This is a genomic window from Paenibacillus sp. FSL R5-0517, from assembly GCF_037974355.1.
In the GTDB taxonomy this organism is placed as follows: domain Bacteria; phylum Bacillota; class Bacilli; order Paenibacillales; family Paenibacillaceae; genus Paenibacillus.
On sequence record NZ_CP150235.1, the window covers coordinates 3,196,412 to 3,216,725 of the forward strand.

At 44.2% G+C, this 20,314-nt stretch carries 22 protein-coding genes; 16 read left to right on the forward strand and 6 right to left on the reverse strand.

The genetic code is table 11. The annotated features are described in order from the left end of the window. Positions 1-18: 18 nt before the first annotated feature. The 3 genes from MKX40_RS14300 to MKX40_RS14310 all read left to right on the forward strand — a co-directional run bounded on the left by MKX40_RS14300 (position 19) and on the right by MKX40_RS14310 (position 2,995). Entirely contained in the window at positions 19-999 is a 981-nt protein-coding gene (locus tag MKX40_RS14300; RefSeq protein WP_339242546.1) for an SDR family NAD(P)-dependent oxidoreductase, read from the forward strand. A gap of 263 nt (positions 1,000-1,262) precedes the next feature. After that, entirely contained in the window at positions 1,263-2,153 is an 891-nt protein-coding gene (murB, locus tag MKX40_RS14305) for a UDP-N-acetylmuramate dehydrogenase (protein ID WP_339242548.1), read from the forward strand. Between the two features lie 146 nt (positions 2,154-2,299). Beyond that, the gene (locus tag MKX40_RS14310) at positions 2,300-2,995 is read left to right on the forward strand and encodes a hypothetical protein (protein ID WP_339242550.1); all 696 of its coding nucleotides are present in this window, start codon (positions 2,300-2,302) and stop codon (positions 2,993-2,995) included. Positions 2,996-3,019: 24 nt separating this feature from the next. On the opposite strand, the gene MKX40_RS14315 is transcribed toward MKX40_RS14310, so the two are convergent. Further along, positions 3,020-3,799: a DUF817 domain-containing protein gene (locus MKX40_RS14315; protein ID WP_339242552.1), complete on the reverse strand. Its 780-nt coding sequence runs from the start codon at positions 3,797-3,799 to the stop codon at positions 3,020-3,022. Positions 3,800-4,055: 256 nt separating this feature from the next. Between MKX40_RS14315 and MKX40_RS14320 the strand changes: the two genes are divergently transcribed. The 7 genes from MKX40_RS14320 to MKX40_RS14350 all read left to right on the forward strand — a co-directional run bounded on the left by MKX40_RS14320 (position 4,056) and on the right by MKX40_RS14350 (position 9,490). Then, positions 4,056-4,400 carry a YojF family protein gene (locus tag MKX40_RS14320; RefSeq protein WP_339242554.1) on the forward strand — a complete coding sequence of 115 codons (345 nt, stop codon included), beginning with the start codon at positions 4,056-4,058 and terminating at the stop codon, positions 4,398-4,400. Next, a complete protein-coding gene (gene bshB2 / locus MKX40_RS14325) occupies positions 4,400-5,098 on the forward strand; it encodes a bacillithiol biosynthesis deacetylase BshB2 (RefSeq protein WP_339242556.1) in 699 nt (232 codons plus the stop codon). The genes MKX40_RS14320 and bshB2 overlap by 1 nt, the downstream gene beginning before the upstream one ends. A 315-nt stretch (positions 5,099-5,413) precedes the next feature. Next, positions 5,414-6,802: a NosD domain-containing protein gene (locus MKX40_RS14330; protein ID WP_339242558.1), complete on the forward strand. Its 1,389-nt coding sequence runs from the start codon at positions 5,414-5,416 to the stop codon at positions 6,800-6,802. Beyond that, the gene (locus MKX40_RS14335) at positions 6,799-7,380 is read left to right on the forward strand and encodes a nitrous oxide reductase accessory protein NosL (protein WP_339242559.1); all 582 of its coding nucleotides are present in this window, start codon (positions 6,799-6,801) and stop codon (positions 7,378-7,380) included. The genes MKX40_RS14330 and MKX40_RS14335 overlap by 4 nt, the downstream gene beginning before the upstream one ends. A gap of 28 nt (positions 7,381-7,408) precedes the next feature. After that, positions 7,409-8,230, forward strand: a complete 822-nt coding sequence (locus MKX40_RS14340; protein ID WP_339242561.1) for an ABC transporter permease subunit — start codon at positions 7,409-7,411, stop codon at positions 8,228-8,230. Further along, positions 8,223-8,936, forward strand: a complete 714-nt coding sequence (locus MKX40_RS14345; RefSeq protein ID WP_339242563.1) for an ABC transporter ATP-binding protein — start codon at positions 8,223-8,225, stop codon at positions 8,934-8,936. The genes MKX40_RS14340 and MKX40_RS14345 overlap by 8 nt, the downstream gene beginning before the upstream one ends. 11 nt (positions 8,937-8,947) lie before the next feature. Beyond that, a complete protein-coding gene (locus MKX40_RS14350) occupies positions 8,948-9,490 on the forward strand; it encodes a redoxin domain-containing protein (RefSeq protein WP_339242566.1) in 543 nt (180 codons plus the stop codon). Positions 9,491-9,678: 188 nt separating this feature from the next. On the opposite strand, the gene metE is transcribed toward MKX40_RS14350, so the two are convergent. Continuing rightward, positions 9,679-11,973, reverse strand: coding sequence for a 5-methyltetrahydropteroyltriglutamate--homocysteine S-methyltransferase (gene metE / locus MKX40_RS14355; RefSeq protein WP_339242567.1), 2,295 nt, complete (start codon positions 11,971-11,973; stop codon positions 9,679-9,681). 193 nt (positions 11,974-12,166) lie between these two features. Between metE and MKX40_RS14360 the strand changes: the two genes are divergently transcribed. Both MKX40_RS14360 and MKX40_RS14365 read left to right on the forward strand, forming a co-directional pair. After that, positions 12,167-12,790, forward strand: coding sequence for a hypothetical protein (locus tag MKX40_RS14360; protein ID WP_339242569.1), 624 nt, complete (start codon positions 12,167-12,169; stop codon positions 12,788-12,790). A 208-nt stretch (positions 12,791-12,998) separates the two neighbouring features. After that, positions 12,999-13,487 carry a GNAT family N-acetyltransferase gene (locus tag MKX40_RS14365; RefSeq protein ID WP_339242571.1) on the forward strand — a complete coding sequence of 163 codons (489 nt, stop codon included), beginning with the start codon at positions 12,999-13,001 and terminating at the stop codon, positions 13,485-13,487. Between the two features lie 144 nt (positions 13,488-13,631). Here the strand turns inward: MKX40_RS14365 and MKX40_RS14370 are convergent, their stop codons facing one another. Then, positions 13,632-13,979, reverse strand: a complete 348-nt coding sequence (locus tag MKX40_RS14370; protein WP_339242572.1) for a helix-turn-helix domain-containing protein — start codon at positions 13,977-13,979, stop codon at positions 13,632-13,634. Positions 13,980-14,193: 214 nt separating this feature from the next. Further along, a complete protein-coding gene (locus MKX40_RS14375) occupies positions 14,194-15,006 on the reverse strand; it encodes an undecaprenyl-diphosphate phosphatase (RefSeq protein ID WP_339242573.1) in 813 nt (270 codons plus the stop codon). 211 nt (positions 15,007-15,217) lie between these two features. Between MKX40_RS14375 and MKX40_RS14380 the strand changes: the two genes are divergently transcribed. Further along, positions 15,218-16,246: an ABC transporter substrate-binding protein gene (locus MKX40_RS14380; RefSeq protein ID WP_339242575.1), complete on the forward strand. Its 1,029-nt coding sequence runs from the start codon at positions 15,218-15,220 to the stop codon at positions 16,244-16,246. Positions 16,247-16,699: 453 nt separating this feature from the next. After that, positions 16,700-17,278, forward strand: coding sequence for a TetR/AcrR family transcriptional regulator (locus tag MKX40_RS14385; RefSeq protein WP_339242577.1), 579 nt, complete (start codon positions 16,700-16,702; stop codon positions 17,276-17,278). A gap of 150 nt (positions 17,279-17,428) precedes the next feature. Here MKX40_RS14385 and MKX40_RS14390 read toward each other — a convergent pair whose 3' ends face one another. Beyond that, positions 17,429-17,845, reverse strand: coding sequence for a MerR family transcriptional regulator (locus MKX40_RS14390; RefSeq protein ID WP_339242579.1), 417 nt, complete (start codon positions 17,843-17,845; stop codon positions 17,429-17,431). A 192-nt stretch (positions 17,846-18,037) separates the two neighbouring features. Between MKX40_RS14390 and MKX40_RS14395 the strand changes: the two genes are divergently transcribed. Further along, the gene (locus MKX40_RS14395; RefSeq protein ID WP_339242581.1) at positions 18,038-19,078 is read left to right on the forward strand and encodes an NAD(P)-dependent alcohol dehydrogenase; all 1,041 of its coding nucleotides are present in this window, start codon (positions 18,038-18,040) and stop codon (positions 19,076-19,078) included. A 186-nt stretch (positions 19,079-19,264) separates the two neighbouring features. On the opposite strand, the gene MKX40_RS14400 is transcribed toward MKX40_RS14395, so the two are convergent. Continuing rightward, positions 19,265-19,738: a hypothetical protein gene (locus tag MKX40_RS14400; RefSeq protein WP_339242583.1), complete on the reverse strand. Its 474-nt coding sequence runs from the start codon at positions 19,736-19,738 to the stop codon at positions 19,265-19,267. A 64-nt stretch (positions 19,739-19,802) separates the two neighbouring features. Between MKX40_RS14400 and MKX40_RS14405 the strand changes: the two genes are divergently transcribed. Continuing rightward, positions 19,803-20,282 carry an HIT family protein gene (locus tag MKX40_RS14405; protein WP_339242585.1) on the forward strand — a complete coding sequence of 160 codons (480 nt, stop codon included), beginning with the start codon at positions 19,803-19,805 and terminating at the stop codon, positions 20,280-20,282. Positions 20,283-20,314 lie beyond the last annotated feature (32 nt).

The following is a 20,314-nucleotide window of genomic DNA, read 5'->3' on the forward strand; positions in this document are numbered from 1 at the left end:
TCAAAGGAGACGGATGAGATGACACAAGAAGATACCTTTAAAACCTTACAACATAAAATTGGCTCAGGATTCGATCATCGGAGTACAACAGAGGACGTATTAAGTAATATTGATCTGACAGGACAACTTGCTATTGTAACAGGGGGTTATTCCGGCCTGGGGTTGGAGACGACACGCGCACTCGTCCAAGCAGGGGCTCACGTCGTTGTGACGGCACGCCGGCCAGCTGTTGCCCAAGAAGCTCTATCCGGACTGTCCGGTGTGGAAATTGACGAACTGGATCTCGCGGATCTCTCAAGTGTTCGTGCCTTTGCCGAGCGGTTTGTGGCGAGTGATCGCAACATCGACATGTTAATTCTCAATGCGGGCATCATGGCTTGTCCGGAGACGCGTGTTGGTCCTGGATGGGAAGCTCAATTTGCAACCAATCACCTAGGCCACTTTGCATTGACTAATCTGTTATGGCCAGCACTTGCAAATCAGGGTGGCGCACGTGTTGTTTCCTTGGCATCAGCGGGACATCATTTCTCACCGATTCGTTGGGATGACATCCAGTTTGAGCATGATTATGAGAAATTCCCTGCCTATGGACAGTCCAAAACAGCAACCATTTTATTCAGCGTTGAGCTGGACAGACGTGGTGCTGAACAGGGAGTGCGTGCGTTCTCGGTTCATCCAGGTGGAATTATGACGCCGTTGCAGCGTCATATGCCTAAAGATGAGATGATCGCATTGGGCTGGATTGATGAATCTGGACAAGTGGCCAATCCTGCATTCAAAACACTTGAACAGGGGGCGGCAACGCAAGTCTGGGCAGCAACTTCTCCTCAGCTTGAGGGCAAAGGCGGTGTCTACTGCGAGGATTGTGACATCAGTGAAATGGCTCCTGAAGATGGAGGTTTCTATGGGGTGAAAGAATATGCGATAGATCCTGAGCAAGCTCTTCGTCTATGGAATCTGTCCGTAGAGCTGACGGATACGGATATCCCAACCACGTAAAACCTTGATTTACACAATAATTAAATTGAATTCACACTAAACGCTACTGAAGTTGTCAGTAGCGTTTTTTTATTTTGCTCATACTATTTGAGAAAGTAACATCCCTCATGGTTAGGTGAATATCATATATCAGAACAGAGGGAAGAAAGGATACATTATACGGCTCAGTGAAGTGAAATAAATGTGATGGATTGTAATGTGAGTGCTTTTCCATTTAAAATAGAGGAATCATGTTCTTTTTGAGAACGCAGGGAGAGAAAATCATGAATATTTTTGAGCAACACATACCTTTAGAAAAAGTAAAATTCAATGAACCGCTAAAAAATCACACGTTTATTAAAATTGGTGGTAAAGCAGATATCCTCATCCATCCAACAACGATAGACGAAATCACTAAAATCGTAGAGATTGCCAACATACATCAATTGCCGCTGACGGTTATTGGCAAAGGCTCCAACGTCATCATCAAAGATGGAGGTATCCGAGGTGTAACTATTTCCCTTAGTCATTTCGATCAAATTAAAGTGAGTGGAGACAGTATGATTGCGCAAAGTGGCGTTGATATCATTGATGTATCCAGGCTTGCTTTGGAGCATAGCTTAACCGGTTTGGAATTTGCTTGCGGTATTCCCGGAAGCACGGGGGGCGCACTCTACATGAATGCGGGTGCCTATGGGGGTCAGATCGAAGATGTTGTTGAACGAGCGACTGTGATCACCAAAGACGGTACAGTATTGGAGATTCCTCGAGAAGAGATGAAGTTTGGTTATCGAAATAGTCTCTTCAAGATGGATCACTATATCATACTGGAGGCCGAATTCGGGCTCAAAAAAGGAAACAAGGAAGATATTGCAAGCAAAATGAAGGAATTAACGTTCCTGAGAGAATCCAAGCAGCCGCTTGAGTTCCCCTCTTGTGGAAGTGTATTTAAACGACCCGAAGGACATTTTGCCGGTAAACTGATTCAGGATTGTAACTTGCAAGGCACTCGTATCGGAGGTGCAGAGATCTCCATGAAACATGCGGGTTTTATCGTAAATGTGGATCACGCTACTGCCCAGGATTACATGGATCTGATTCAATTTATTCAGAAGAAAGTATATGATACGTTCCAGGTTGAATTGGAAACCGAAGTGATCTTCCTGGGAGAATAGCTTCGATGAATACTTGAAAGGTCGCCGTTGGCGACCTTTTTTGATTGGACACATTGGATTCGTACAAGAATCCATATACTAATTATGGTAATATTAGAGTGATTGTTTTTAATATTTCATCGTGTTTATAAGGAGTGCACTCGGAGATGTCCAAACGTAACAGGAGAATCCTGCTAATCATCACAATGGTAATTGTACTCTCGCCCGTGTCAGTCCTGACATATATGTATATGAATGAACGTGCAGGGGGGTTAGCCGATCAACGCATATCTAAAGTTTGGGGATTAAGTGAAACTATACATATTCCTATAGCGAAAAGTCCTGAGGGAGCAGTTCAGGAATTTAGAGGTGAGTTTTATACCTCCCAATTTATTCATCAGGAGGCTGTAGACGGAGGCATGATTTTGTTCACACAAAAAAAGGGTCGGGAAAACAACAGTAATCTTCAGATGGAGTATACCCGCAAGAACATGTTCGGATGGAAATGGGTATGGGGTGGAGGTTATTCCATAAGTGAGGGTCTACAAACCAAGTTTGCTTTGAATTATATGAATATACCGAAGTTGGATAAAGTCTCGGCCCCGTTTCCCATGTTGTTTGGTGACATCGTAGACCCAACCATCAGACGTGTAACTGTTGAAATCAAGCAAAATGGAAAACCAGTAGAGATAGAAAGCAAATTGGTTGAAGTGAGTCGGGACCAGCTGATCTGGTACGCCTTCCTGCCACCCGCAGCAGATATCCCATATACAATTCAAGCTTATAATGTTGAGGGCGAACTTATAGCAAGCAAGCGAATTGAAGATGCGAATGACAGTGGCTCATTGAATGTTGAACGATGATGCATATGGGTGTGATGATGGATATTACGCAGGATCATCTGTTGTTCGATTGGCTTTCACATATTTGAGCTGCGCAACGATGATGACGCTAATGATCACCAGCAGGAACCACGAACTGATCTTGCTAAAGCTAACCAGTTGCCAAGCATCATGTTGATCAGGATATTTCCAGCCATTGAAGAATGTAGCGATATTCTCAGCAGCCCAGATGAAGAAACCAACAATGACAAAAGCAATGGATAACGGCATTCGATAGGTCGTTGCCCGTACCCGGTAGATAATCCACGTTTTCCAGAAGACAATAAATACAAGCACCGTTAGCCACCAACGAAAATCGGGAATAAAATGATGGGTGAAAAAGTTGATATATATGGCTGCACCGAGCAGACCGGAAGGTAATATACCAGGCCATCCAGTCATGTCCATTCGCAGTCTTCGCCACACCTGACACATAAAGCTGGCTACACTTGCATACATGAATCCACTATATAGAGGGACACCAAGGATTTTGGTGTACGCCGGCTCAGGGTATGACCATGAGCCCATCCATACTTTATAGATCTCCAACGCCAGGCCAATCATGTGAAATACACAGATGACCTTGATTTCATCCCGGGTTTCCAAGCCGCTTCGATACATCAGGTACTGCACAACAAGCAATACCAGCAGGATCGCATCATATCGATAAAGAAAAGGAACTGGGATGACGCTGGATAGGGCCAATGTGCCAAAGATCGCTACAGGAAATATGCAGCTCATCGCCTGATGATAGCCGAAATGCAGTAGCTGTACTATAGGTTTCATTTCAAATTCAACTCCTTTCCAAACACGTTGGAGCCAGATTTATTTAAGATTTAGGGTGTTTATCATAGGCGTTTTTTTGCCTACACTTCATCATATAGATATTTCTGTGAATAAAAAGAGAAAAAAACGCACAAATCTGTTCTTGTTTTTCAGGATTGTATCCCTCAACCGTGATGACTCGGTCCTTCCATGTATATTCTCTCGTGGTTATGTTAAAATGGAATTCGAACAATTAACAATAGACAAGGAGGCCGCCATGCAACCGATCAAACCTCAAGATATTCAGCTCCGACTCAGTGAACTTGCTGATCAGGACTTATACGTACATCTGGAACTCACGTCAGGTGCATATGCACATCATTATGATAGTTCGAAGCATCCGGCATCGGCATTCATTACCAATGCGGCCATACGATATACGCAGGGCTCTATTTCGGGTACGGGTCCATACCGGGTAGGTCTAAAAACCACTCAGGGATGGATATATGCCGAGGGTCTTACACATATTGACGAACAGGAAAACGAAAGACTTATTCTGGCTGGTCACGACACTCAAGGCAAGCTGGTTGTCGCGTTACAACTGAGTCGGGAGATGTTCTGATGAAAGTGGAGGATGGAAAAACCATGAATACGACACACAATGAGCATGAGCGAATCTTGGTGGTGTATCCACATCCGGATGATGAAGCTTTCTCTGTATCGGGAACATTAGCCAAATACATAGATGGCGGTGCCCATGTAACCTACGCTTGTCTGACACTTGGCGAGATGGGGCGCAACATGGGTATTCCTCCCTTTGCCAACAGAGTCACATTGCCTGCGATTCGCAAGCAAGAACTGATTGAAGCTTCCGCAGCGATCGGAATCCAGGACTTAAGAATGCTCGGTTTTCACGATAAAATGATTGAGTTTGAAGATCCGCAGCTGCTCGACGATTGTATTATGGCACTGCTTGAAGAACTGAAACCGTCGCTCGTCATCACCTTCTATCCGGGCTTCAGTGTTCACCCCGATCATGATGCTACGGGAGAAGCCGTCATTCGCACGATTACTCGTCTTCCTGTAGCTGAGCGGCCAGTGGTTCACTGTGTTGCGTTTTCGAATAATCATGAACAGTTCATTGGCACAGCAGATGTATTCGTTGATGTGACTGGATTTTTAAGTCAAAAAATGGCATCAATTCGTGCCCATCGTTCACAATTCCAGGCAGCAGAGCTTGTCGGAAATCGTGAGCTCGATGATGAAGAAATCAAGAAACGCTTTGGTAGAGAAAAATTTTGGACCTATCCATTTGAATAATCGAATCACTTAGAAGTCGCCATTATGGCGGCTTTTTTTGTTAGATCACAATATCGACACAAAAATGTGCTGTCTATAGCCTAATTGAGCTATATGGAAAAAAATCCGTTTTAAGTACACTGTGATCAGGATTGTGATAACGCTTCATTATTGGGTTGCTTCAATGGATGAGGAATAAGGATGAATGATTCTGAGTGAAATGGAGGGATGGTGTGTACAGCCAAAGTATGCTTGAGATTGACGTAAGATCTGTTAAACACAAAGCCGCAGTATTACACCTCAGCAACAAGGAGTCAGATTTGCGCGGGATGAATCATGAATAATTTCGGGGAAAGGTTGCGTGTGTTTGGCTGTTGCAAGAAAAGCAGGGGCCTGGTCCTGCCTTTTCTAATTAGCATGTTGATTGCCCTATTGTATTTCCCGCAGGGAAAGGTCATGGCCGCCTCTGTAGAACGTGATCTCATTCCCCTTCAGCCAATGATTGACCGTTCTGCATCCGGAGATGTCATTGTACTTGAGTCAGGCCGATATGTAGGCCCCATAACGATTGATAAGAACATCACCATTCAGGGCGATCCTACGGTCATTGTTGTTAACGCGGAAGCCACATCTACAATAATGATTCGTTCGGATGGGGTGAAGTTGAGAGGTTTTACCATTGAACATGATGCGAATGCACAGACTGCAGCCATTCAGGTTGAAGGGAACAACAGTGAGATCACGGATCTGCATATTCAGACCCAGGGTTTTGGGATAATCATCCGGAATTCAAGTCAGGCGGCGATTCAGCGGAACAAGATCACTTGGGTGGGGTCTGGTTCTGCAACCAGTAGCCAGAAGGGCAATGGCATTGATCTGTACAACGCCCATGACAGCTACATTGAAGGCAATGAGATCATAGGCATGCGGGATGGCATCTATCTGGAGAACAGTCGCATATCTACCGTTCGAAATAACAGGCTGTTACATACAAGGTATGGCATCCACTGTATGTACATTGACGGCTCTTCTGTCATGGACAATACCGGAGAAGAGAACATGACAGGTGCCATGATCATGGGCGTCAAGAATACGGTTATATCGGGCAATTCTTTTCGCAAACAAAGTACCCATGTTCATTCCCAAGGCATTCTGTTGTATGACGTACATCAATCCTCTGTACTCAACAATGTGGTGGAGGGCAACCGTGTCGGTATGAATATAGCAGAATCCTCGGGCAATGAGATCCGTGGCAATGCGGTACTTCGGAATTTTGTGGGCATTCAGCTGGTTCTGGCAGAAGATAACGAATTTACACATAACCAATGGGTCTCCAATGTTATTGAGGCTTCGGCTTTGGATAGCTCGAACAATGTCATGATGGAGAATTACTGGGACTCCTTTCAGGGGCTCGATCTAAATCAGGACGGAATCAGTGAGATTTCCTATGCCATTAATCCTTTTTATGAGCAACTGGTCAGTCGAAATTCTGCGTATCAGCTCTTTTTTCAATCACCGGGCATGGTCTTTCTGAGTGACTTGTTTACAGAAGGCAGAGAACAATGGACTACTGACAAGTCGCCACGAATGAGCATGGATAAGGGATCTGATCCGCACATAACAGTGGAAACAGCTACAGGTACCCATATGGTTTGGATCATTGGGCTAGCTTTGCTGGGTATAGCGACTTTTATCATTATCTATATGGGGGTATCACGAAAATGAACAAAAGCTTGAACGGAAGATGGTCAATGCTTATGGTACTTATGTTTGGCATCGTATTATTAACAGCTTGCGGAACAAAATACGCGGCATTGCCGATCAATGAAGAGGTCGATATCTGCGCGATATGTAAAATGCAGGTGAAGGACGATGCATATGCAACACAGCTCACTACGAAAGACGGCCAGAATTACAAGTTTGATGATATCGGTTGCATGAACCAGTGGAAAACAGAGAATGGCACAGATAACATCGGCATGGACTATGTGCGTGACTATAATGACAAGGAATGGATTGAATACAGCAAAGCCACGTATGTATATGATGCTTCATTGCGCACGCCTATGGCCTATGGAATTCTAACTTTCAAGGACAAGCCATCGGCTGAAGCGTTCGTTGCAGAGCAAGGTGTGGGGACCATTATGACTGCTGAGGATCTTGCATCGCATGACTGGAAACAAAATACAGAGAATATGGACATGATGGGTGAACATGGGCACGGAGAAGAGGGTATGAGTGACGAAGGAATGAGTGATGAGACACACCAGGAAGATGAGACGAAAGAAGAGTCAGGTCACTAGGTATGACCATAGAAAATGGTGATCAATGATGGCAGATATGATACAGATTGCAAGACGGGAAGTGAAGATGGGATTTCGCAATCCCTGGGCGTATTCGTTTCTGATTCTTTTTTGCACATTTAGCTTAAGCTTGTTACTCCTGAATTCGCAGAATCTGGTTCAAGGATATTCGGGCACAACAGGTTCGATGCTGAATCTAATTCTATACCTTTTGCCATTAATGACGCTGTTCCTCGGTTCCTTCTCATTAACATCCGAAAAGGAAGATGGCAGTTGGCAACTGCTGGCGACATATCCTATTGGTACGATGTCCTTTATTGTGGGCAAGTATGTTGGGTTGTCAATTGTATTGATTACCATTGTTGCGTTTGGATACGGCCTGATGGGAGTGATTAGCGGAGTAGTCGGGAATCCACTGGATGTCATGACATATCTTCTCTTTCTGGCATTCTCGTGTGGACTGGTGTTGTTATTTCTGACACTGGCTCTATTCATCGGTTCGTTGTCACGCAATCGGTGGCAGGCATTAACCATCTCGGTGACCGTATGGTTTTTCACAGTCATTGGATGGCCAATGTTACTGCTCTCAGTATTGGGATTGATGCCTTATCTGTGGGTCAAACCGATGCTGGTTATGCTAACGTTCATTAATCCGGCTGAGCTGGTGCGATTGTTCGTAGTCATCAAACTGGGAGGCGGATCCATTCTAGGGCCTGAATATTATCAATGGGTGGAGTGGGTGCAACAACCCAGTGGCAGTTGGATTTTCATCGGGATATGTCTGTTCTGGATCACCTGCTCTGTCCTGACCATATACGGAATCTGGGAGAGGGGGCGTTCTCATGGATAAGGTGGGACTCGAAGTGATGGGATTGGGAAAATCCATTAAAAAGAAACGTATTGTTGAGGATATCTCCTTTCGCATGAGTTCCGGTCAAGTGCTTGCCCTCTGTGGAGGCAATGGCGCAGGAAAGAGCACGGTGCTGCGTATGATCGCTGGAATTCTTCGGCCTACCACGGGTGACGTTGTAGTCAACAATATTCGTTGGTTGAAGGAGCGCAAACATTATTCACAGCAGATTGGATATATGCCGGATGATTATCAATTTAATCAGGGATTAAGTGCGGAGGAAATGCTTCTGTTCTGGGCTTCTCTGCGGAAAGTTCCCAAGGGGAGAGTAAAGGAAGTACTGACTATGGTAGGTTTGGAGAATCAAAAGAAAAACCGGGTTACGACTTTCTCCAAAGGTATGCGCCAACGTGTGTTATTTGCTCAAGCTGTACTGTCCAAACCTCCATTGCTCATCATGGATGAGCCAACAAATGGATTGGACCCGTTCTGGATGCAGGAATTAGCTCAGCTCCTCAAGGGTATCAAGCAGGATGGCCACATGGTCGTGTTCTCAACCCATCAGCTGGAGATTGCAGATGATATTGCGGATCAGGTGATATTCATGAACCAGGGACGTAGTGTGGGAGAGGGCTCCACCCGTGACTTTCGTGATCAATTCGGTTCGCTCCATGCAGCATTTCATCAAAGTCTTGGTTTAAAGTGAAGGTGAGTTCAGTGCAGAAGAAAAATCTTAAGAGCAGACGTACTCTTACAATTTTGATTGGATTGATCGCTTTGTTAGCAGGTGCATGGGCTATTTTTGAAAATGTATCGACACCTGAGTCAGGGCGAGCCAACATGATTCAAGTAGGTGCAATGGCCCCTGAGTTCACAGCGGTTAATTCAGCAGGCGAGCAAGTGAAGCTGTCGGATTATCGGGGCAAAGCCGTCATGATTAACTTTTGGGCTTCATGGTGCACGCCCTGTGTAAGGGAGATGCCGCTCGTACATCAGATTGCCCAGGACTATCAGAATGATGTGGCAACCCTGTTTGTTAACGTGGGGGAATCAAAGGGTACGATTCGTGAGTTTATGGATAAGCAAGCGTTTGATTTTCCGGTCATCATTGATGTGACGGGTAACATATCAGGGATGTATCGTATTACGGGTTTGCCCGCTACGATGGTTATTGATAAGGAAGGGAAGTTCCGTCACATATTGCTGGGCGAACTTACTGAAGACATCCCTTTACAGCAATGGCTGGAAGAGAGTATTTAGTCGTAAGAGTTGGATGGTGAGAAAAGCGGCAGGAACCCCCAAGATCGCCCAAGATCCCTCATAATACAAGTGAAATGAAGGTGCGTTAAAAGTAACTACAAAAATTTAAGCACATAAAAAGCCGGACACCCCTTTAACGAAGGGGTGTCCGGCTTTACTTTTTTAAATATGCTGCTTCGCAGCAGAGATTACAATACAGCAGCGGAAGCGTAATTGGTACGGGCGATTCTGGTTGCATCCACCATGTTACGGAGGGAGGCCACCGTTTCTTCCTGTCCACGGGTTTTTAATCCGCAGTCCGGGTTGATCCAGAACAGCTTCGGATCAAGAACACGCAGGGCGCGTTCAATCATGCTGCTCATTTCATCCACACTTGGAACCCGTGGACTATGGATATCATATACGCCAAGACCAATACCCAGCTCATACGTATTTTCTTCAAAACTATGAATCAGTTCGCCGTGACTACGGGATGTCTCAATAGAAATGACATCTGCATCCATGGCTTCGATGGAATCAATCATGTCATGGAATTCGCAATAGCACATATGCGTATGAATTTGGGTCGTTTCGTGCACCGTGCACGTGGAAATGCGGAACGCTTTGACCGCCCAGGCCAGGTAATCGGCTTGTTCATTTTCCTTCAGCGGAAGCCCTTCACGAACAGCCGGCTCGTCAACCTGAATCATGCCAATGCCTGCCTGTTCAAGTGCTTCAACTTCCTGTCTTAGCGCATACGCCAATTGATAGGCAATCTGCTCCCGAGCAATGTCTTCCCGTACGAACGACCAGTTCATGATGGTAATTGGGCCAGTCAGCATGCCTTTAACAGGGCGATCGGTCTGCGATTGAGCATATTTCGTTTCTTCTACCGTCATTTCACCCGTGAACGCAACATCCCCGAAGATAATAGGCGGCTTCACGCAACGTGAACCATACGACTGTACCCAGCCGAACTGTGTAAAGGCAAAACCGGCAAGTTTCTCGCCAAAGAACTCAACCATATCGGTACGCTCAAACTCACCATGTACCAATACGTCAATTCCGATCTCTTCCTGAAGCTTAATCCAGATATCAATCTGCTCCCGGATGAAGGCAGCATATTGCTCGTTGTTCAACTCGCCTTTGCGCCACAACTGACGTGCTTTTCTGACTTCAGCAGATTGCGGGAAACTGCCAATCGTTGTCGTCGGGAAGAGTGGCAATTGCCATTTGACCTGTTGGGCTTCATGACGCTCGGCAAAAGGACGAGAGCGCTCTGGCTGTTGAACACTTATGGAAGCAACGGCTTTCTGTACAGCTGTGCGGTTCCGATCTTCGGATTGCTGAAGTGCCTGAAGGGGAAGCTCTGCTTCGTCTATTTTGGCTGTAATCTCTGCACTTGGTGAAGATAGGGCTGTAGTCAAAAGAACAATCTCATCCAGCTTTTCATCTGCAAACGCAAGAGCATTTTTCAAATCAGATGTAAGTTTGGCCTCACGTGCAGTGGTGACGGGCACATGCAGCAGGCTGCAGGATGATTGCACGATGATACGTTCAGACGTTACGACTTCAGCCAGTTCATTCAGCAACTTCAGTTTTCCTTGAAGGGAAGCTTTCCAGATCCCACGTCCATCAATAATACCTGCTCCGAGCACTTTGTCAGCCGGGAAACCGGATGTGCGAATGGATTGTATGTTACCAGAGAGTCCGTGTACAAAATCTAGTCCTACCCCTTGCACTGGCAATGACACAATGTCACTGTAGTTTTCGACAGATTCAAAGTACGTTTGCAGCATGATATTCAGGCCCGGCACGGCTGCCGCAAATGTCTCATATATTTTATTCAGACGCTGTACGTCTTCATCATCTAATTTGGTGACCAGAATAGGTTCGTCGATCTGCACCCACTGAACACCTTCACTCGCAAGTTCCTGGAGTAATTGAGTGTAAAGTGGAAGCAAGCGATCCAGCCATGCGTCAGTCTCGGATTTATCATAGCCTTTCGAGAGCTTCAGGAAGGTTAATGGTCCAACGATGACCGGTTTTCCTTCAATGCCTAGTTTTTCTTTTGCTTCACGATAAGCGAGAAGGGGTTTGTTCTCCGTCAGAGTTGGGGAAGCCCCCTCCAGTTCAGGTACGATGTAGTGATAGTTGGTGTTAAACCATTTTGTCATTTCACTTGCTGCGGCATCTTTCGTACCCCGGGCAATGCCATAATATACGGACAACGGAACCGAGCCACCATCATAAGCAAAACGTTTAGGAATAATGCCGAACATCACGGCCGTATCCAGGATATGATCGTAATAACTGAAATCATTCACCGGAATGAGGTCGATTCCTTTTGCTTGTTGTTTACACAAATGATCGATACGGATCTCCTGCAGACGTGCGTGAAATTCTGTTTCCTCCAATTTGCCTGCCCAGAACGCTTCCAACGCTTTCTTCCATTCCCGATCAGCACCAATACGCGGATATCCCAATACACTACTTTTCGTCATCGTTTAAAACCCCTCTGCTTTTATGTTACACAAAATTTATCACAGATCCGGAGTTATAACGTAATTCCATTAAATTATACCTAGTTATAGCCTGTGGCTATATCAAAAGTGATCATTACGTTTGAAAAAGACACCAGTAATGTTACAATGGATAACTATGTTCATACGAATGATTGAAGGGAGGGCGATAAGCATGAATCTGTATCACATCCAGTCTACCGTGCACGGAATCAACAGAGTAGCATCGTTTTTGGAAGAAAATTATATTGGTATCGCTTGGTCCGGTACAGGAGATCTGGAGCAAACGCCCCCGGAGCTATGGAAGGAACAGTTGGTTCAACACGCTAGCTTGGATGAAGCAGAATTGGCGAGAGCACTCGCGACATTACATATGTTTGCCAACCTCATGCAGGATGGGGATTATGTATTAATTAGCGATGATGAATGGACGTATGTGGGGGATATCGGGGATTATTATTACGACGATTCCGCTGGCACGGAAGAGGACTTGATCTGTCACCGCCGCGGGGTTACATGGTTGGGTCGTATTCCTCTCGCTGAGCTAAATGACAAAGTTCAGTCGCTGCTAAAAGATTCATCCACACTTGCAAAGTTTGAGCATCCCGTTTCACAAGCACAGCTGGATCGCGGACTTGCAATCGGCATAGCAGCTGAAGCAACACACACTCTCTCAACAGGAATAGATGAAGCTACAATTCAAGCAGCTATTCATGTGCTGAAGGAAGCGTTGCACAGTGAAGAAGAAGAGCTGCGAATTCGCGCGGCTACAGCCATTTTGCAGTATGCCAAACCATAGTAACATGCAAAATGTTAGAGAATAGTCGTGATTTTATATAGAAATCATTCATATCAAAACAATTTGAAATCTTCCAATTCTGGAGTGAGTTGAGGCGTACTTATAGAAATATTCAATGGATGGGGGAATTGACGCTTGCTGTTGGGAATGATAATTTAGACATATCATTAAAACCAATAAGTCCAATGAGATAAAGGGGGTATGTAGGGTGACACACATCGTGCATGCAGCAGCTGAAGATATTCGCAGCGAGGATTCGTTGCAATTGATCAAGGAACTGAGTGAAGAACTCGGTTTGTTATATGGCGGTGATGGAACGGCGGGATTTCAACTGTCCGACGTTGAAGTGCCACGGGCGGCTTTTATCGTTGCGAGGATCGACGGGTACCCGGTTGGTTGCGGAGCACTTAGACCCCTTGATGAAACATCTGTAGAAGTTAAACGCATGTATACACGCAGTGGCTACCGCCGTAAGGGGATAGCCCAGGCTATTTTGGCTGAGGCGGAGCGTCTTGCAAGTGAACTTGGTTATACCAACCTGAAACTGCAAACCGGTCCATTACAGCCGGAAGCTGCAGCACTATATGAGCGTGTAGGGTATTATCGAATCCCTGTATTCAGTGGCAATTGGGATAAAGTATTGGCCTATCAGAAAGATCTGGTACACGAAAAGGTAAATGTTACGCACGAATTATAACTTCCGTTATTGAACGGATAGAGGAGCATAATATACAAGAAAAAGTCGCCTATGGGCGACTTTTTTTAGCTTTAATATATGCAATGATCTCCAATGATCTCATCTGAACATATAGACAAAGTCGTTTAATCCGTTACGCTATTATTAAATCGATGTGTCTTGATATTGAGCGCCCCATTCGCACAGTCCTTCCAAAACGGGCAGTAACCTCTCAGCTTTCGCTGTCAGTCGGTACTCGACTTTAGGAGGGACTTGAGGGTACTCTTTGCGCTCTACCATGCCATCCGCTTCCAGTTCTTTGAGCTGTGAACTCAATGTTTTATATGTGATGGCTCCGATCTGTCTTTTCAGCTCATTGAAGCGGACGGGCGGGTTTTCTGCCAAAAGGTACATAATCACCATTTTCCATTTGCCACCAATAACGGACAACGTATATCCAAAAGGGGTATCTTGAATGTTTTTAACTTTACCGTGGTAGTCAGCCATACTCATTATTAACACTATCCTTCCGGGTAGTACCTATTATAAAAGACCGTACTATTTATTTTGGATCAGTTTAAACTAATCTCACCTGAAAGTAAAGTAGAACTACGATGACTCAAAAAACAATACGCCGCCTCAGCTGAAGATTTAACTGATGGTTCTGCTAGATACAACAAAGGAACAACCATCGCTGGTTGTTCCTTTTGGTGTGATTAGTTTGTTTTTATAAGAAGATCAGCAACAATGTTCCTGCGGCAAAACAGTAATACGAAAAGTATTTCAGGTTGCCTTTTGCCATAATGCCCATAAACCATCTCATGGAGAAATAGGTAACGAAGAGTGTTGTGATAAATGCAATCAGATAGGGGATCGCCAGCTGTGATCGATTTGGATCATTGGCGATGTCGGATACACCCATGATGAGTCCACCAATGCTTATTGGAATGTACAGCATGAAGGAGAACTTCAGTGCCGTTTCCTGTTTCATGCCCACAGCGATGGATGCAATTACAGTCGCCCCAGAACGGCTAATTCCGGGAATAAGAGCTACTGCCTGAGCGAGACCGACCAACAATGCATCTTTTGTAGACAGATCACCGTCTTGTTTACGACCACGAAGATTACGAATCAGCCATAAGGCGACCCCGGTGATCAATAGCGCGATGGAAACAGTGTAGACGGACGAGAAAATTTCTTCAATCCGATCCTTGAACAGGACCGCAACGACAGCAGCAGGAACCGTACCAATAATTATGTATAAGCAAAACATGAAGTCTGCTCTATATTCCTCTTTACGAGTACGAAGGTAACCTAATGCACCAATAATCAACGTTTTGATATCTTCCCGGAAAATAAAAATAATAGCGATAAGCGATGCCGTGTTGGTTAAAATCTCAAATGACAATCCATTCTGCTTCATGCCCATCAGTCTCTGGGCGATGATCAAGTGACCGCTGGAGGAGACAGGAATCGGCTCCGTTGCGCCTTGAACAATACCTAAAAATAAATACTTTAACCATAACATAATTTCTTCCATGTTGTCCTCCTTGAATACATGTCATTGGCTTTCCAATGATCTCTCTTTTTAATAAAAGTGACTTGTCTACTCTATTGATGATAGCCGCTTAAGTTAGTGACTTGCAAGTTAGAGTTCATAGAGGGAGGAAAATAAACATAGCTTGTCAAATACTTCAGAGCATGATATCGTTGATAACGATTATCAATATCAACGAAAAGGTGGGTTTATTTTGCGTAAACAGAGAAAATCAGTATGGATCATAATGGCACTCATCTTGCTGCTTGTACTTAGTGCTTGTGGTCAATCTACCGCGAGCAATAGTACAACCGGGGACAGTACGAATGAAACTGCGGGAACAGAAACCAAGACGAACTCGGATTCAGCTTCTTCAGCTGGTACAGAAGCAACTGCCGAAGAGGAACTCGTTACATACCAATCGGATGCAGGTGAAGTACAGGTACCCAAAAATCCTAAGCGCATTATTGATTTGACGTCATTTTCGACGGGGTACTTTGTTGCCCTCGATGCACCGGTAGTCGGCGCTTTATCAGGAGCGATGAACAACAAGTATATCAAGGATCAACTTGCAGAAGCTGGCACCAGTGATCTGGGTGAAAAGCCTACACCAGAGAGTCTAATCAGCTTAAAACCCGACCTCTTTATTGTGTACACAGGCACAGAGGGCATCGACAAGCTGGAGCAGATTGCGCCAGTCGTACAGATTGATTATGGTAAGCGCAATTTCAAGGATCTGATGCTTGAGATGGGTAAGCTTACCAATAGAGAAGACGCAGCTAAAGCATGGAATGCTAAATGGGAAGCAAAGATTAACGAAATGAAGCCTAAGGTTCAGGAAGCTGTGGGTGATCGCACGGTATCCATTCTGAATCCGTATGCCAAAGGATTATTTGTATTTGGGCACAACTACGGCCGAGGCGGTGAAATTATTTATGGAGAGTTTGGTCTCAAGGCACCTGCCAAGGCTCAAGCTGAAGCAATTGACAGCGGTACTGGTTGGGCTTCGATATCCATGGAACTATTACCGGAGTATGCGGGGGATATCATCTTCACCAGCCCATGGTCGGGAGACAAAACTGATCCCAAGATCGTATATGATAATCCATTGTGGAAAAATTTGCCTGCGGTGAAGGCCAATCATGTGTTCCAGCTTGACCCGACTTCAGACTCGTACAACGATCCGTTAACGTTGGAAGGTCAGCTGCAGTTTATTTCGGATAGCTTGCTTTCGAAAAAGTAAAATTGGACTGAAAAATATAATAGAGTAACATAGGAGCATTTCCAAACGTCATTAAAAGACGGGGAGATGCTCTTTTTTAGTGATACGGAACAGTATTAGCTAGTACCATGACAGATGAGGGCAGTTGTTTTATTGATCCATACCTCTCAGGCGTTTAATATCTTCTCTGGGCGGTAAACCGAACATGCGAGAATATTCACGCTAGGTATGGCTGCCGCAATGGACTTTATAGAGAATTTCCTGTGTTTGGCTAATTCGTCTTGATGTTCGTGAAGTCGATCGAAAACGGATAGGAATAGGCAAACATTTGATGTGAATGGATAAGACATGCTGATTGCTGGTTACATAATCACAAGTGCACAATCATGATATACAACAAGTACAGAAGATGTATACGTCTTTTATTTACTGATCGTTCCCGATGTGTTAGATTGACTTTAGGAGGGAAGTCGAATGGCTAGAAGTAAAGAGTTTGAAGTGAACGAAGTGTTGGATAAAGCAATGAAGATCTTCTGGGAACAAGGTTATGAGAAGACATCGATGAGTGACCTTGTGGAGCATATGGGAATACATCGCCGAAGTATATACGATACATTTGATGATAAACATACATTGTTCTTGCAGGCTATGGATCGTTATAAAGGCAAGATCAGTGCTACATTACTTGCAGAAATTAAAGCGTCCAAGACGGCAGTGGAAGCACTGCATAACATTTATGGATTGATGATCAGTGAAGCAGAGGATACACCATCGGGTTGTCTGATCGTTAATTCGGCAGTAGAGCTGGGCACACGTGATTCGGATGTAGATACACGGTCCCTTGAATCATTTAACGATACAGAGCGGATGTTTGAGCAGATCATCGAATGGGGACAACGCGATGGAGAATTTTCCTCAGACCATGATGCGAAGGAAATGGCAGAGTACTTGCACAATATTTCTGTCGGCATTAGAGCCATGGCTAGAACCTCGACGGATAAAGTTAAATTAAATCGAATAATCAATGTATCCATAAAACTGTTGGAAAAATGATACGGCTGGCTCTACGCGCATATAGAGGCATATCCGAAATGTCATTCCATACGATGTGCCTAAACATATCCCAAATAGCAGCTTGTAATCCGTTATAGGAGTACAAGCTGCTATTTTTGTACCTATTTACGTCATGAGAAAGATGGACCATCAATTGGTGACGGCATCGGCTGTTGTTTTTACTCTTCTGTGAATCTCTTCGGTTCCAGCTTCCAAAGCAGTTTCGTAGTATGAGCGTTTATGGTCAATAACTTCCATGGTCCTTCTTAGTTGCTCCATTTGTGCTTCAACAATGGCTTTTCGTTCCGTGAACATATCATATCTTTGCTTCAGGGTGGAATCCCCTTCAGAACACCATTCAATAAAATCCTTGATGTCTTTGATAGGCATTCCGGTCAACTTCAGGCATTGAATGATCTTTAGAAAGTCGATGTCTGAATCTTTGAACAAGCGCGTTCCGCTCGTGGTACGTTCTACAAAAGGCATAAGTCCTTCCTTATCATAGTACCGCAATGTATATACTGTAAGGTCTAATTTTTTGGCAACTTCACCGATTGAATAGGTCATTTAGAATGAATTCCTTTCTACGAGGGGTAGACTTCGAGTTAACTCTAGGATTGATCCGAGTGAATTCTATCATGTTGGATTACTGGATGTCAAAGTACGTTGGAGATAAAAAATAAGATAAACATTTGACCTAGAGTTAACTAGAGGGCTTAAGATTATTTATGTACTTACAATTACGAGGAGGTTATTTCATTGATTATAGCTAAAGCCAGAGCCGTTGACGGACCAGATCAACAATTCAGAAGTGCTGAAATTAAACGACGTGATCTGGATACCAATGATGTATTAATCGAGATTAAATATGCCGGTATCTGCCATTCTGACATCCATACTGCCCACGGTGAATGGGGTCCAGTAAATTATCCACTCGTTCCTGGCCACGAAATTGCCGGGATTGTAACCGATGTAGGAAGCGGAGTCTCCAAATATAAGGTTGGTGACCGAGTAGGGGTCGGATGTATGGTCGACTCTTGTGGTGAATGTGTTAACTGCCGCAAAGGTGAAGAGCAATACTGTCTTAAAGGAAATATTCAAACTTACGCTGGAGTAGACAAATACGGTGAACCTACGCAAGGTGGATATTCAACACATATTGTTGTCGTAGAGGATTTTGTCGTTCGCATCCCTGATAACATTGCACTTGATGCAGCTGCACCTTTGTTGTGTGCCGGTATAACGACGTATTCACCTCTTCATCACTGGGGAGCTGGCCCAGGCAAGAAGGTTGCCGTTGTAGGTATGGGTGGTCTAGGTCATATGGCTGTCAAAATCGCACATGCGATGGGTGCGGAAGTAACGGTCCTTTCCCAATCCTTGAGCAAAAAAGAAGATGGACTGCAATTTGGTGCAGATCATTACTTTGCCACAAGCGAACCCGAGACCTTCGAAAAACTTGCAGGAACCTTTGATCTGATGATTAACACGGTGAGTGCCAATATTGACATTAACGCGTATTTCTCACTGCTCACGCTGGATGGTACACTCGTGAACGTGGGAGCTCCTCCAGAACCATTAGCCGTAAACGTATTTTCTCTGATCGGTCATCGCCGTTCATTCGCAGGTTCCATGATTGGTGGCATTCGTGAGACGCAAGAGATGCTTGATTTCTGTGCAGAACATGATATTGCGCCTAACATTGAGGTTATCTCGGCTGATCAGATTGACGAAGCTTACAAGCGTGTACTGGCTTCTGACGTGAAATATCGCTTTGTTATTGATATCAACACCATGTAAGTGTGGAGTGTGATTATTGATAGGGATATTTAAAGATAGAATAAAGCAGCTGCCTATAAGGTCAGCTGCTTTTTATCTTGTTCATTGTAGGATCCTTTTTAGCTCACCTTCCTGGTGAAAATTCATATTTAATCTTTCAGCATGATATGGTTAAGTAAAAAGAGCCGCAACAGCGGCTCAAATAAATTAAAAGTTAAGATGCAGCAATGGCTTAATATGCTTAGCAGCGACACTGAACTGATCAGAAAATTCTTCTGAATCGTGGTATTCTCTAGGCAAGTCATTCAGGAATAATTTGATCTGTTTGGCTACTTTTATACGTACTTCAGAATCTGTACGGTTTCCTTTTAATTGATCCTTTACAAGATAACCATATTCATTTCTAAATATTAAAAAGTCATTGATAAGAACATTTATATAATCAGAGAAATTTTCAGTATGTTCTTTGATGAGCGTTAATCGGTCATTTATTAAAATGATGGAAGTATAAACATCAAACATTTGCTCGATTTCTCCAGTAGAATGTACCTCACTGGTTTGAGAAAGTGTATCATTCAGATTCTGTACTCTCGAAACAAAACTAGTATAATAATCCGAATTGACCGCAATTTCTTTCTTGCGAGTTGAGTTTTCAATTAAAATAAAAATTGCTACAGACATAGGTGTGAAGCTAGCTAAATCTAATAATGACTTGAAGAAACTTGAAAGGAGTGGAAGCAGAAAGATGACAGCATTATTTTCACATCAGCCCGAAGGGTATGAATGTCCATTTTGTGGTATTTGGGGTATCGAGCGACCTGATCAGGGAACCAAACAAAGAGATATTATCTATCAGAATGAAAAGGTAACGGCATTTATAGCAGGCAAGTGGTGGCCAAACAATAAAGGACATGTGCTTATTGTTCCAAATCAACATTTCGAGAACATCTTTGAACTTCCTGCGGACTACGCTGCTGAGATTCATTACGCGGCTCAACTTACAGCATGGGCAATGAAAAGTACATATGGATGTGAAGGAATCTCTACACGACAGCATAATGAACCTGCAGGTAATCAAGATGTATGGCATTATCATCTGCATGTTTATCCCAGATACGTGAATGATCAACTTTATCTGACAAAGGGTTCTCAATCCGATCCAGATGAACGCGCATTCTGTGCTTATCAGTTGCGTTCTTGGATTAAGGGAAAATTTAAAGTCTAGCAGGGTGCTCATTTTTTTATTGAGTGATCGGG

What these genes read in the sequence shown, in the direction of transcription:
- MKX40_RS14300 (WP_339242546.1), top strand. Translation starts at nt 19, where the DNA reads ATGACACAAGAAGATACCTTTAAAACCTTACAACATAAAATTGGCTCA.
- murB (WP_339242548.1), top strand. Translation starts at nt 1,263, where the DNA reads ATGAATATTTTTGAGCAACACATACCTTTAGAAAAAGTAAAATTCAAT.
- MKX40_RS14310 (WP_339242550.1), top strand. Translation starts at nt 2,300, where the DNA reads ATGTCCAAACGTAACAGGAGAATCCTGCTAATCATCACAATGGTAATT.
- MKX40_RS14315 (WP_339242552.1), bottom strand. Translation starts at nt 3,799, where the DNA reads ATGAAACCTATAGTACAGCTACTGCATTTCGGCTATCATCAGGCGATG.
- MKX40_RS14320 (WP_339242554.1), top strand. Translation starts at nt 4,056, where the DNA reads ATGCAACCGATCAAACCTCAAGATATTCAGCTCCGACTCAGTGAACTT.
- bshB2 (WP_339242556.1), top strand. Translation starts at nt 4,400, where the DNA reads ATGAAAGTGGAGGATGGAAAAACCATGAATACGACACACAATGAGCAT.
- MKX40_RS14330 (WP_339242558.1), top strand. Translation starts at nt 5,414, where the DNA reads ATGAATAATTTCGGGGAAAGGTTGCGTGTGTTTGGCTGTTGCAAGAAA.
- MKX40_RS14335 (WP_339242559.1), top strand. Translation starts at nt 6,799, where the DNA reads ATGAACAAAAGCTTGAACGGAAGATGGTCAATGCTTATGGTACTTATG.
- MKX40_RS14340 (WP_339242561.1), top strand. Translation starts at nt 7,409, where the DNA reads ATGGCAGATATGATACAGATTGCAAGACGGGAAGTGAAGATGGGATTT.
- MKX40_RS14345 (WP_339242563.1), top strand. Translation starts at nt 8,223, where the DNA reads ATGGATAAGGTGGGACTCGAAGTGATGGGATTGGGAAAATCCATTAAA.
- metE (WP_339242567.1), bottom strand. Translation starts at nt 11,973, where the DNA reads ATGACGAAAAGTAGTGTATTGGGATATCCGCGTATTGGTGCTGATCGG.
- MKX40_RS14360 (WP_339242569.1), top strand. Translation starts at nt 12,167, where the DNA reads ATGAATCTGTATCACATCCAGTCTACCGTGCACGGAATCAACAGAGTA.
- MKX40_RS14370 (WP_339242572.1), bottom strand. Translation starts at nt 13,979, where the DNA reads ATGAGTATGGCTGACTACCACGGTAAAGTTAAAAACATTCAAGATACC.
- MKX40_RS14375 (WP_339242573.1), bottom strand. Translation starts at nt 15,006, where the DNA reads ATGGAAGAAATTATGTTATGGTTAAAGTATTTATTTTTAGGTATTGTT.
- MKX40_RS14385 (WP_339242577.1), top strand. Translation starts at nt 16,700, where the DNA reads ATGGCTAGAAGTAAAGAGTTTGAAGTGAACGAAGTGTTGGATAAAGCA.
- MKX40_RS14390 (WP_339242579.1), bottom strand. Translation starts at nt 17,845, where the DNA reads ATGACCTATTCAATCGGTGAAGTTGCCAAAAAATTAGACCTTACAGTA.
- MKX40_RS14400 (WP_339242583.1), bottom strand. Translation starts at nt 19,738, where the DNA reads ATGTCTGTAGCAATTTTTATTTTAATTGAAAACTCAACTCGCAAGAAA.
- MKX40_RS14405 (WP_339242585.1), top strand. Translation starts at nt 19,803, where the DNA reads ATGACAGCATTATTTTCACATCAGCCCGAAGGGTATGAATGTCCATTT.